The sequence below is a fragment of the Salinimicrobium catena genome (assembly GCF_900102915.1).
Taxonomy (GTDB): domain Bacteria; phylum Bacteroidota; class Bacteroidia; order Flavobacteriales; family Flavobacteriaceae; genus Salinimicrobium; species Salinimicrobium catena.
The window spans coordinates 931,717-943,398 of sequence record NZ_FNGG01000001.1; the positions used below are offsets into that span (position 1 = coordinate 931,717).

9 protein-coding genes are annotated in these 11,682 nt (G+C 41.9%); 2 read left to right on the forward strand and 7 right to left on the reverse strand.

Going from position 1 to position 11,682, the window contains the following annotated elements:
• Positions 1-141 precede the first annotated feature (141 nt).
• From BLS64_RS04330 to BLS64_RS04350, 5 genes are all read right to left on the reverse strand, one after another.
• A complete protein-coding gene (locus BLS64_RS04330) occupies positions 142-477 on the reverse strand; it encodes an arsenosugar biosynthesis-associated peroxidase-like protein (RefSeq protein WP_093112069.1) in 336 nt (111 codons plus the stop codon).
• 55 nt (positions 478-532) lie between these two features.
• On the reverse strand, positions 533-721 hold the full coding sequence (locus BLS64_RS04335) for a hypothetical protein (RefSeq protein WP_093112071.1): 189 nt from the start codon (positions 719-721) through the stop codon (positions 533-535).
• Between the two features lie 71 nt (positions 722-792).
• Complete coding sequence (locus tag BLS64_RS04340; RefSeq protein ID WP_093112073.1) at positions 793-1,710, reverse strand: sulfotransferase domain-containing protein; 918 nt, start codon at positions 1,708-1,710, stop codon at positions 793-795.
• A 94-nt stretch (positions 1,711-1,804) separates the two neighbouring features.
• The gene (locus tag BLS64_RS04345) at positions 1,805-2,560 is read right to left on the reverse strand and encodes a LytR/AlgR family response regulator transcription factor (protein WP_093112075.1); all 756 of its coding nucleotides are present in this window, start codon (positions 2,558-2,560) and stop codon (positions 1,805-1,807) included.
• Positions 2,557-3,711 carry a sensor histidine kinase gene (locus tag BLS64_RS04350; protein WP_143019272.1) on the reverse strand — a complete coding sequence of 385 codons (1,155 nt, stop codon included), beginning with the start codon at positions 3,709-3,711 and terminating at the stop codon, positions 2,557-2,559. The genes BLS64_RS04345 and BLS64_RS04350 overlap by 4 nt, the downstream gene beginning before the upstream one ends.
• Before the next feature lie 184 nt (positions 3,712-3,895).
• On the opposite strand from BLS64_RS04350, the gene BLS64_RS04355 reads away from it, so the two are divergent.
• Both BLS64_RS04355 and BLS64_RS04360 read left to right on the forward strand, forming a co-directional pair.
• The gene (locus BLS64_RS04355; RefSeq protein ID WP_093112079.1) at positions 3,896-6,316 is read left to right on the forward strand and encodes an outer membrane beta-barrel family protein; all 2,421 of its coding nucleotides are present in this window, start codon (positions 3,896-3,898) and stop codon (positions 6,314-6,316) included.
• A 231-nt stretch (positions 6,317-6,547) separates the two neighbouring features.
• Complete coding sequence (locus BLS64_RS04360; RefSeq protein WP_093112081.1) at positions 6,548-8,974, forward strand: outer membrane beta-barrel protein; 2,427 nt, start codon at positions 6,548-6,550, stop codon at positions 8,972-8,974.
• A gap of 80 nt (positions 8,975-9,054) precedes the next feature.
• On the opposite strand, the gene BLS64_RS04365 is transcribed toward BLS64_RS04360, so the two are convergent.
• Both BLS64_RS04365 and BLS64_RS04370 read right to left on the reverse strand, forming a co-directional pair.
• A complete protein-coding gene (locus tag BLS64_RS04365; protein WP_093112083.1) occupies positions 9,055-10,503 on the reverse strand; it encodes a DUF6056 family protein in 1,449 nt (482 codons plus the stop codon).
• Entirely contained in the window at positions 10,487-11,269 is a 783-nt protein-coding gene (locus BLS64_RS04370) for a glycosyltransferase (protein WP_093112085.1), read from the reverse strand. Before BLS64_RS04370 ends, BLS64_RS04365 begins: the two co-directional genes overlap by 17 nt.
• Positions 11,270-11,682: the final 413 nt, after the last annotated feature.

Below are 11,682 nucleotides of genomic sequence, written 5' to 3' on the forward strand. Positions count from 1 at the left end.
GCTCCTCGAATCTGAGACCCCTCGTCTCCTCGGGGTGAGCGACTCCTACGTCGCTGCTTCGCATCTCCTTGGATCTGAGACCTCTCGTCTCCTCGGGGTGAGCGACTCCTACGTCGCTGCTTCGCATCTCCTTGGATCTGCTCACATTGAAAGCTTTTTGTATTTGTTCATCATTTGCACTCCATGCACAAGGGTTGCACCACTTTTAATGGCGGCCCCCACATGTACGGCTTCCATCATTTCTTCCTTTTCTATCCCTCTTTCTAATCCGTCTTTGGTGTAGGCGTCAATGCAATAAGGGCATTGCACCACGTGCGAGACGGCAAGGGCGATAAGGGACTTTTCGCGTGCAGAAAGGGAACCTTCCTCGAAAACTTTTGAATAGTAATCGAAGAACTTGTCCCCCAGCTCTTCGCTCCACTCTGTGATATCACCAAATTTTCGAAGGTCTGCCGGGTCGTAATATGTTTTTGACATGATTGCTTTTTGACCCCGAAGATACGGTTTTAAAGGAATTTTGAGCTGTAGTGGTTTAGGCTGCCCAGGGACCAAAGAACAGGAGGCCGAGAACTATGATTCCAATAATGATGATTATGGCTATCATGCCTATGTTTCCCCCGCTCTTTTCTTCAGTGGACTGGTTGACATGATATTTTACATCCTCCTTTTTATTTTCGGCAGGAGTGGACTTTTTATTCTCTTTTCGCGGATTCTCTTCCATTGCTTAGCGATTTTGGTTTCTTTTCAAGTTACGAAAATCTACTGAAAGAAAATCTTTTTTTAGCAGGAGCATCAACCTGAAGCTTTTTCAGGCTTGCTATAAAGTTCTCTCCAGTTTATGTACTGCAGCCGTTCCAAAAGGCGTGCTTCAGGAACGTTTTTTGGAAAGCAGGGCAACGTGTCCTGTTGAGGTTGTGACAAGGGGTAGCCAAAAAGATCCATCAAAAATCCTGCTTTTTCGGCAGCCAGTTTCTTTTGGTCTTCTGAAAGCTGGTCTACCCATTTCCGTCTTTTTCCCTTCTGAAGGTGCCGCGGACTTTTCTCTTTCATGCTTGAAAAAGAAACTGCCTCTTCAATTTCAGTTTTTTCCGAAGCAGTCAAAGAAAGCTGAAGATAGTCGAGCAGATCATTAAGTTCCTTCTGAAAATCCTTCAGCAGGCGTTCGTAAAAAATGAAGTGCAGATCAAGTTCCTTTTGGTGGAGCAGGTAATTTCCGTAGAACCAGACCCACTGCTCCAAAAGCCGCTCATATTCGGCATCGAGAAATTCTTCGGGAGAAGAGTAGGGTGAAGGGTAATGCTCCTGCATGTAAGGCGTGAAGGCAAAACGGGCCGCAGAAAGTGCGCGGTCTCGGGGATCGCGAACGACGATCACTTTTTTCTGAAAATGCTGAAAAACTTCGGGTGTTTTGCTGCAATAGGTGGAGTGGGTCCAGGCCAGGGTAGCCCGTGAAGAATATTGCGCCATATCTGAAATCTTTTCCCTGAAAATGGAACTAACCCGGGAGAAATTCCCTTCCTCCTCGATATCCAGCATGTCCACTCCGGCTTGCTCCTTAAAACTAAGTCTTTTCTGTTTTAGCCGTTCAAATACCGGCTGCTGCTGAATGTAGCTGGTAACGGAGAGATTCTTATGCTCCAGTATATTTTTCAGGATGGTATGCAACCAAAAACTTCCTGCTTTTGGCGGGCTTACCTGGAGTATGTTCATAAAATAGCTTTTTACTACAAGCTAAGGATAATTTGAAGAATCTCTGTACGGTTTTAGTAAATTACAACAATTTTTGAGCTGAAAAGACCATTTTTTAAAGATCAAGCCAGTTTTTAAAAGAAGCAGCTTTATTGCTGCTGATGATCTGTTCCCCTGCATTTCCCGGCTCCAGGACCACATGAAGGCGGCCTTTAAAATAAGGCTGCACTTCTTTGATCGAGTCAATATTCGCGATAAGCTGACGATTAGCCCTAAAGAACATTTTCTCGTCTAAAAGTTGCTCCAGCTGGTCAAGCGTATAATTGATCACATACCGATTGCCTTCAAAAGTAACTAGGAGGACGACCCCTTCTTCTGCTAAAAAATACGCCACCTCTTCTGAAGGTATGGTTTTGATCACCTGCCCGGATTTCACCATGAATCGGCTCTTTTTGGAGGAGGACGAATTGCAAATAAGATTCTGAATATTCTGAATTTCTTCGGAAAGACTGTTCTGTTTGAGCCCTTCATACTTTATTATCGCTTGCTCGAGCTCCTCTTTTCTAATGGGCTTCAACAAGTAATCTACGCTGTTCACTTTGAAAGCTTCAATGGCATATTGATCGTAAGCGGTAGTGAAGATCACCGGACTTTTCACCTCTATTTGTTTAAAGATCCCAAAACTGCTGCCGTCAGAAAGGTGAATGTCGCAAAGCACAAGGTCTGGAAATTCGTTTTTGTGAAACCACTCCACACTTTCTTCAATTGATTCAAGTTTAGCCAAAACTTCTGCCTGTGGTCTGATCTTCAGTAACATGTTTTCCAGGGCATCAGCTGCAAAGGCTTCATCTTCAATGATAATCGTTTTCATGAGTTTTCCACTTTTAACAGAGGTAATTTTGCAATAAAATCGGTTTCGGTTTTTGTGAAAACCGGTTTCTTTTCTGATAGATAAGAGTACCGGCTTTCAATATTTTTAAGGCCGGTATTGGTAGATTCTAATTGTTCCAGGCGTGGCTGCAGATTATTTTTTACCAAGAGAAAATTTTCTTCGGAAAAAATTTTGATTAGCAGAGGTTTTTTTCGGGTAGAACCATTGTGTTTAATGGCATTTTCGAGTACTACTTGCAACGAACCCGGAGGTAGTTGCAGCTCTTTTGCTTCGGAAGAAATCTGCATCTCAAATTGTACAGAATCCCCAAATCGTGTTTTCAGCAAATAGATGTAGGCATCAATGATGTCAAGCTCCTTCCGAAGCGGAATGAGTTGTTCTGAAGAATTGTCGAGAAAGGAGCGATAGAGTTTTGAGAGCTTTCTGGTAAATTCAGTGGCTCTGTCGGCATCCAGCGGGATCAGGGAGACAAGGACATTAAGACTGTTGAACAGAAAATGCGGATTCACCTGGTCTTTCAGGTTTTCCAGCTGTGCCTGAAAATTCTCTTTTTGAAGCCGGGCGGACCGCAACATCTCGGCCTGCAGGCGTTTTTTGCTCCTTTCGCGTTCTACAAAAAAATAAAAGAACAGGGAGAAAATGCCAGTTACCAAATAGCTCGTTCTAATCCTGTCCGGTGAGGGCTCCACCTCGGGGAAAAAAATTAAAAGAGGCGCAAAATGGATTAATGAGAGTAAAATAGCGTTAAAGATCAACACTAAAACCAGCTCAAATAAGATCTTTAGAAAAGGTTGTAGATGATTAAGCCTGTTATTGACAAAGCCCGAAATAAGCGGGAATATTAGGAAAATTGAAAGAATGTAGAAAAAACCCAGAAGGGTTTCCAGCTGCAGTAAGGATTGAGCCATATATTCTGAAGGCAGGAGCAACCTACCCATGTTGAGGTAGAAGAACACCTCATAAATAAGTAAGCTCACTATAGCAGCTTTCCCTACTGTCTTTAGAAATCTGCGGAGGCTTTTTTGGAAAGCCTTTCCTTCAGCTGAATCTTTTTCTGTAATCTGCTTTTTGATCTTTCTGGATTTTACGTTGAGGTAAAAATAGAAAATTTTGAGTTGCCTGCTTCTCATGCTCACGCTTTGATGGTTACAGTGTAAACCCGAATATCTTTAAAAAAAGACAAAACAATTTCCACTTCATTTAGCCCATTTCCCGTTTCATCATGTATTTATCCCCGTTGAGTCATTCTGTGGTTTCGTAAAACGCAGATTGAGACCATTTTTGCTTCAGAAATCAATCAAAAAACCAACAGAGATGAAGTTGTACAGAAATTTTTTATTTGGAGTAGCCTCTTTAATAAGTCCGTTTCTATGGTCCCAGGAAGGCAGCCTTAGCGGCAGCCTTCAGGACCAGGAACAGGAAACCATTCCTTTTGCTACGGTGGCGGTGATGAAATTACCCGATTCCACAGTGGTGACAGGAACCACTACCGAAATGGATGGAACATTTAAAATGGACACCCCTCAAAAAGGGGAGTACCTGTTACGGTTTAGCGCCATTGGCTTTAAGGCGACCTTTACAGAACCTTTCAGAGTCTCTGCAACCACTTACAAAAAGAACTTTGGAACAGTGATCATGGAAACAGCCGTTACTTCTCTGGATGAAGTGATGATCAAAACCTGGAGGCCGAGAGTCAAAGTAGAAAATGGGAAAATGATCATGCGGGTGCAGGGTACTGCTGTCGCCGCAGGGAGCACAGCTTATGAAATGCTGTCGCGTGCTCCCGGAGTGTCTGTAAACCAGAATGGGGATTTTTCTATTAACGGAAAACAGGGAGTCGCCGTAATGATCGACGGAAGGATGAGCTATCTCTCCCCGGCTGAGCTACAGGCAATGCTTAACGGCATGCCGGCAGAAAATATTGAGGAGATCGAAGTGATCAACAATCCTTCCGCGAAATATGACGCCGAAGGAGCAGCGGGAATTTTAAATATTAAATTAAAAAAGAACACGTTGACAGGATTCACGGCGAGTATCTATTCAGGAGTGGAAATGAGACACCAAACCCTGTTCAACGGAGGACTTAACCTTGGTTATAAAAGCGGAAACTGGAATTCTTTTGCCAACCTGGATCTTTCTGAGCGTGGAGTTTTCAGAGACCAGTATTCCATCAGGACCTTTCCGGGGACAGTGGAATACACCATGTATGAGCAAACCGGTCTTCAGGAAAGAAAGGATTTCATTCCTACAGTACAGCTAGGAACAGACTATGAAATTAATGAAAACAACAGCATCGGGGTGATGGCGAACATAATGTACCGCGACAGAAGAATGGATTGGAATACCAACAGTATCCTTGGAAATCCGGGTGAGGATTACCTGACGATTGCCGCGCAAAATAACCTGGACCAGACCTATAGAAATGCACAATTCAACGTCCACTATACTGGAAAATTGGATACCCTTGGAACCACGATCTCTGCAAATGTGGATTTTGCGAGACTGAACACGGAGGATTTTTCAGACTTTACAAACAGGTATGATTATTCTCAAACCGCAGAACAGAATACGCAATTTCTTAACAGCCAAAGCTTTTCAGATTTTGATATTTACGCCGCAAATATTGATTTTGTAAAGCCTCTTTCAGATAGGTCCAGTTTTGAAGTGGGGGTGAAAACAAGTAAGGTGGTCTCAAAAAGCCGGCTCGAATTTTACGAACTGCAGGAAGGAAGCAATGTTTATGACCCGGAGAGAAGTGATAGCTTTAAATATACCGAGGAGATCTATGCGGCTTATGTGAACTACAGCAACAGGTTAAGTAACACCTGGAATGTACAGGTGGGCCTAAGGGCAGAACAGACAGTGGGCGAAGGTAATTCTGCCCGGCTAGATAAAGTGGGTAGCAGGGATTATCTGGAGATCTTTCCCAATATCATGCTTGAACAAAATGTGAGCGATAACTATAAATTAAATTATTCCTTCAGCAAAAGGATCAGCAGACCCAACTACAGCTATTTTAACCCTGTAGCTTTCTATCTTGACCCGTACAGTTATGTGGTAGGAAACCCTGACCTGAGAGCAGAGATCACCACCAGTTATAAGGTCTCTCAGACCTTCTTCAAGAAGTTTAATCTTTTGTTGAGCTATGATCATGTCAAAGATTTTAGTGCAGAGGTTCCCAGCACGAACAATGAAACGGGTGAGACGAATTTTACTACCAGAAATCTGGATAATTCAAGAAGTTATACCGCGACCCTCGTTGCACCTGTTGAACTTGCCTCTTTCTGGAATACGAACAATAACCTTGTGCTGAATCAGCAATATTTTGATCTAACGCTAAATGAACAAAAGGTAAGCAATGACAACTTCTTTTATCTGTTCCAGACAAATCACCAGATAAACCTGCCCTGGGATATTAGCCTGGAGCTAAATGGGAGTTTTCAGGGGCCGGTGGCTTATGGTGTCTATAACATAGACGAGCAGTGGTGGCTTGATGCCGGGCTCAAAAAGTCATTTTTGAATGACCGCTTGAATGTCACTGTAAGTGCTACAGATGTATTTGAAGGTAAACGAATGGATATTAATGCTGCTTTCCTTGGAAATACTATTTACATCAATCAATACTTTGACGAAAGAGCGATAAGTGTGAACCTGAGGTACAGGTTGAGCAGATCAAAATCTAAAGCAAAAGCCCGTTCAACGAACCTGGAAGAATTAGAGAGAGCGGGTGGATAAGCTTCTTCCGGGGCAACTTCATCAAAGATCCCGGAAAAGAAATTTTTTCCGGGGTCATTTTGAAGTTCTTGATAAGAACATTTCCACTGAACTATATCTTAAAAACCGTCTTTTTGCAACGCGAAATTTTCTGTTTCGTCTTTAAAATACCTGGAATTATCAGAATATTCTCCTTTCTATCTCTCAAAAACCAGGTTCTAATTAAATCATCAATCAATCAAAAATACGATCATGAAAACTTTTAAATATCTCATTTTGCTATTGCTGGTCTTTTTTATAGGTCCCGAGTTGCTGGCCCAGGATGGCGTGATAAGTGGCCGTCTCTATGATCAAAACGAAGAAAGTATCCCTTTTGCGACTGTTGCGGTCCTGAAGTTACCAGATTCGACCATAGTTACGGGAACCACTACCGACTTGGAAGGGCAATTTGAGGTAAAACCAAAATTTACCGGAAAGGTCATTTTCAGGTTTAGCGCTATAGGTTATTCGGAAGTCTTTAGTCCGTCCTTAAAGGTGAATGGTCCTAATTACTCCAAAGATCTGGGAATCTACGTGATGCAGGAGGAAGTCACCATGCTGAATGAAGTGATGGTCAATACCTGGAAACCGAGAATAAAAGTGGAGAGCGATAAATTGATAATGTCCGTTGAAGGTACAGCGCTTGCCGCTGGGAGCTCAGCTTACGAAATGTTGTCAAGGGCACCCGGTGTGACTGTGGGGCACAGCGGAGGTTTTATGATCAACGGGAAACAAGGAGTTTCAGTTATGATCGATGGCCGTCTCACATATCTCTCTGCAGCTGAATTGAAGACGATGCTGGAGAGTATGCCTGCTGAAAATATCAAGGAGATCGAGGTGATCCATAATCCTTCAGCAAAATATGACGCTGAAGGGGTTGCCGGAATTTTGAATATCACCCTGAAAGAAGATACCACCACAGGTCTAACCGGGAGTTTTTATGGCGGGTTGCGGATCAATGAGCAGAAATTACTGAGCGGCGGTTTGAACATTTACAGCAGTAGCGGGAAATGGAATACATTTTTAAATCTGGATCTTTCCCAGCGAGGCTATGTGAGAGACCAGTTTCAATACAGAACTTTTGCCGGTGCAGGAGACAATGCTTACCTTGATCAAATAGGGGAGGAAACCAACAAGAGATTTATTCCTTCCATTTATACAGGTGCAGACTACAAGCTCAGCAGTAACCAAACGCTTGGCGGCAGCGCAAATATCTTTTATCAAGATCGTATCAATGACTGGAATACCATAACTACGATAGGCAGGTTGAATTCGGGAGAAGCAGTAAATATTGATGCGAGAAACCACAGGGACGGAATAACCCGTAACGGCAGGTTTAATATTTATTATGAAGGGCAGCTGGATTCAGTCGGCACCACTTTATCTGCAGATCTTGATTACGTGAGGCTGGAGAGAGAGGCCGATTCCCGATTCCTAAATTCTTACACCTATTTGGAATATGGATCTGAAGAACAACAAAAATTGACGAACACCAGCCTTTCAGACTACGATATTTATGCGGCAAAAGTGGATCTCGACCTACCGTTTTCGGAAAATTCAGGATTGGCTATGGGTGTAAAAGGGAGTAAAGTGATTTCCCGATCAGAGCTTCAGTTCTTCGAGGAAGAGGAAGGTGCTCAGGTTTTAGATCCTGACAGAAGTGACCGATACCGGTATGAGGAAGAGATCTATTCAGCTTATGCCAGTTACTCGAACAGGATAAACGATACCTGGAAAGTTCAGCTGGGGCTGAGAGCTGAACAGACTTACGGCGAAGGAATATCTTTTAGCCTTGATGAAAAAAACCCGACAGAATACCTGGAGTTGTTTCCGAATATCGTCGTGGACCAACAGGTGAATGAGAATTACAGTCTTGCCTATTCCTATAGCAGAAGGATTGCCCGGCCTAACTACAGTACCTTGAACCCGTTCATCTTTTACCTGGATCCATATTCCTATATAATTGGTAATCCGGATTTAAGACCTCAATTCACAAATTCATTACAGTTTTCTCAAACCCTGAATAAGAAATATAGCCTGAGGTTGGCATATGACTTTTCAAAGGATCATATGGGGGAGGTGCCCAGTATGGATCCGGACAGCCGGGAAACAGTATTTACCACGGCGAACATGGATAATTATAAGACTTATGGAGCTACTTTAGTGCTTCCGGTGGAGTTGGCCTCTTTCTGGAATGTTAATAATACGATAGTTTACAACCGGCGGGAATATGAACTACAGGTGAATGACAAATTATTAGAAAATAAGGATGATTTTCTCATGATACAGTCAAATCATCAGGTAAATATGCCGTTTGATCTAAAGTTGGAGCTAAATGCCACGTACAGGAGTCCGTATGTTTTGGGATTGTATGATGTAAACGATAGGTTGTGGTTTGATGCCGGTTTAAAAAGGTCATTTTTAAATGACCGTCTGGATATGACATTGAATGCAACAGATGTATTTAGGTCACAAAGGTCAAAAATCGAAGCCGATTTCCTGGGGAATCATTATGAAATGTCCCAGTACTTCAGTCAGCAGGCAATAAGTATCAATCTGCGCTACAATTTCAGCAAAGGCAAGCCCAGGCAGGAAACGCGAAAGAAAGACCTGGAAGAGTTACAAAGGGCGGGAGGATAAAAGCGGAAGTTAATAAGCACATCTAAGATCCTGAAGGTCCTCGCCCTTCGGGACCTTTTTATGTGAATATATTTGCCCGATTAGTGGAGTTCTCCATGAGATGTTTCATTTTTTGGCAGAAAGACCTTTTCGATTCCAAAGTGATCGGCTATACAGGAATTATAGTAAAAACTTTCGTGCTCAGGATTTCCGCTAAGATCAGATGATAAAATAGTTCTTGGTTTGTTTTTTAATGCAGGAACAGTACATGATCTTGAGCTACATTTTTCTAATATTTTGTAGCGCTTCTTCATCTCCTGATCATAATGAAAAGCCGTGCCCGTAAATAAATCCGAATAGGCCTCTTTTATATTATTCGGCTTTATAATTACAATACTCAGCACAATAATGAAGAGGGTTAGTTGTATTTTCTTAGGTATTTGTGGTATTGTTTTTTTTCTGTTCTGTAAATACGAAAAGAATAAAATTGTGAGGAAGAAGCTTCCAACAATATACAGGAGATAGATCACATTTATAGTTCGATAGGGTGGTCTGCCTCCCTGGCTCCAAAATGAGGGGAAGAAGCACAACACAATGAAGCAAAAGAGGAAAATAGCGCAGAAGCCTAAATGCCTCAAATTTATCCAACTTAAATCATATCGATTTCTGACTCTCCTGCTCATTCTATCGAAAAGGGGAGAAAAAAGTGCCAGAAGAAGAACAGTCATTGGTATCCATCTAAGTAAGTTCACCAGAGTTATTTTTACTGCTCCAACTAATGAAAAGAGGAATTGGAATTTTTGAGGTTTTTCAGCCATCCGTACTGCATTCCCTGGAGCGAGAATTACTATGGCTGTTGCGGCGATAATTATGAATAGTATAACTGTCATTTCCAGTCTTTTACTTTTTCGTGCCAGAAACCATCCTGTGGTCCAAAGGATAACTACTACAAAAATAATGACCATTGAAGTTTCATTTAAACCAATGGCCATAATTGACAAGAGACATGCAAGAACTGTTAGGTATGATCTTTTAAAGGTGGATTGTAATCTTTGCAGTTGTTTAATGGTTGCAAAAAGGAGCAAAGTAAGGACAGAGGCTAATTGATAGGTTAATGAACCTGCTCGCCAGTAGAATGCCTCGGCTGTATCTGGAATATAATAAATGTAGAGAAAAAGGATGAGAAAGCTTAGAAGTAGGCGGTCAGATAAGGAAATTTTAGGAAAAAAAGATTTGACAAAAATTAAAATAGAGGCGCAAAACAGGATGAATAATGCCACGGGTAACAATTGGTAGCTGGAAAGATCATTCAGTTCTATAGGGTCAATTGTAAGAAGAAAGGTGGCGGTAAATCTACCGGTCCAGATGAAATAATGTTTTACCTGTGCTGCCCAGAATTCATTATCTCTAATATAGTTCGTATAACAAAAGTCATCAGAAGCCGGATGATTATAAAAGGAGAGGATAATAAAAGGAAGAAGAACTATTGCAGTTGCGGTGAAAATTAAAATTTCAGATTTTTGGTTTATTAGGTTATAAAGTTTTTTCATCAATGAACTTTTGGCATTCTACTTTAGTTTGAGCTGCTTTAGTGTCTATTGTTTTCCTTTTGATCCTTAACAATTCTAAGGGTGCAGTAACGAAGTCCAACATTTTAATTCGGGTGTCTCCTTTTTCCTGCCAGGTTCTCAGCGGAACCTCAAGGATGATCTTGTTAAAATTTTCGGGATATGTATGCTTCAGGCGATAGAGAAGTTCCAGGTCGAACAGCCATTTTGATTGAAAGGGATTCAGAAATAGGATCTCCGCGATCTCTTTTTGAAAGATCTTCGCGCCGCATTGGGAGTCATAGACCTTTAGGTCCAACGTCACACTTGCCATGGTGGCAAATACCCGGCCCAGGTAATGCCTTAGTGGATAACGAATTATCTCTGTACCCAACCTTTTAACCCGCGACCCTATCACCACTTCAATGCCTGACTCGATATGTGACAGCAGAAAATCGATCTCCTCCAGCGGCGTGGCCAGATCGGCATCCAAATAGGCGATATAGTGAAATTTCTCACTTTCTATAGCTGAAAGAAAACCTTGTCTTACTGCTTCTGCCTTTCCAAAGTTTTTGGTGAGATTGACGACCTCGACTTTGTCCGGATACGCTTTCTTTACAGATCCCAGTAAATCAAGAGTATTGTCTTTACTGCCATCGTTGACAAAATATACCGAATGGGGACTGTTCCTTAGAAAATCCAGAAAGGAAGGTACGCACAACCTATCGCCCTCGTTATAGCAGGGAACGACTACACATGTTTCACGCATAAGACGACTTTTATCCGGCGGGATATTTTCCCGACGTCATTTAATCTGGTAGGGGCAAAAAGTAGGGGTGACCGAGTTTTTCGGTTTTTTTCATTTCAGAATTAAGGTGAAGATAGAAAAATTATTATAGCTGCTTCTTAATTTGTTGTGAATAAGTACAATTGGAGAACCCTCTTTTTAGTGCTTTTGGAGCAAAACCAAATATGGCTTCTGCTTTGATGGTGATGCTTCCAGCCCCGAAACATCAGGGGAACCAGGGACTAACGATTTCTCCATATTTCCTCAAGAATTCCGGGATTAAGAATGACTTTTTCAGTAAATTTTCTGCTTTTCATTTTTTTTACAAATCGCTCAAGATAGAGAGACTCCTCCTTTGTATTAGTTTTAAAAATCAACTTAAGTTCCCAGTCTGA

Coding starts and splice junctions, on each gene's coding strand:
- BLS64_RS04355 (WP_093112079.1), top strand. CDS start 3,896: ATGAAGTTGTACAGAAATTTTTTATTTGGAGTAGCCTCTTTAATAAGT.
- BLS64_RS04345 (WP_093112075.1), bottom strand. CDS start 2,560: ATGAAAACGATTATCATTGAAGATGAAGCCTTTGCAGCTGATGCCCTG.
- BLS64_RS04370 (WP_093112085.1), bottom strand. CDS start 11,269: ATGCGTGAAACATGTGTAGTCGTTCCCTGCTATAACGAGGGCGATAGG.
- BLS64_RS04340 (WP_093112073.1), bottom strand. CDS start 1,710: ATGAACATACTCCAGGTAAGCCCGCCAAAAGCAGGAAGTTTTTGGTTG.
- BLS64_RS04330 (WP_093112069.1), bottom strand. CDS start 477: ATGTCAAAAACATATTACGACCCGGCAGACCTTCGAAAATTTGGTGAT.
- BLS64_RS04365 (WP_093112083.1), bottom strand. CDS start 10,503: ATGAAAAAACTTTATAACCTAATAAACCAAAAATCTGAAATTTTAATT.
- BLS64_RS04360 (WP_093112081.1), top strand. CDS start 6,548: ATGAAAACTTTTAAATATCTCATTTTGCTATTGCTGGTCTTTTTTATA.
- BLS64_RS04350 (WP_143019272.1), bottom strand. CDS start 3,711: ATGAGAAGCAGGCAACTCAAAATTTTCTATTTTTACCTCAACGTAAAA.
- BLS64_RS04335 (WP_093112071.1), bottom strand. CDS start 721: ATGGAAGAGAATCCGCGAAAAGAGAATAAAAAGTCCACTCCTGCCGAA.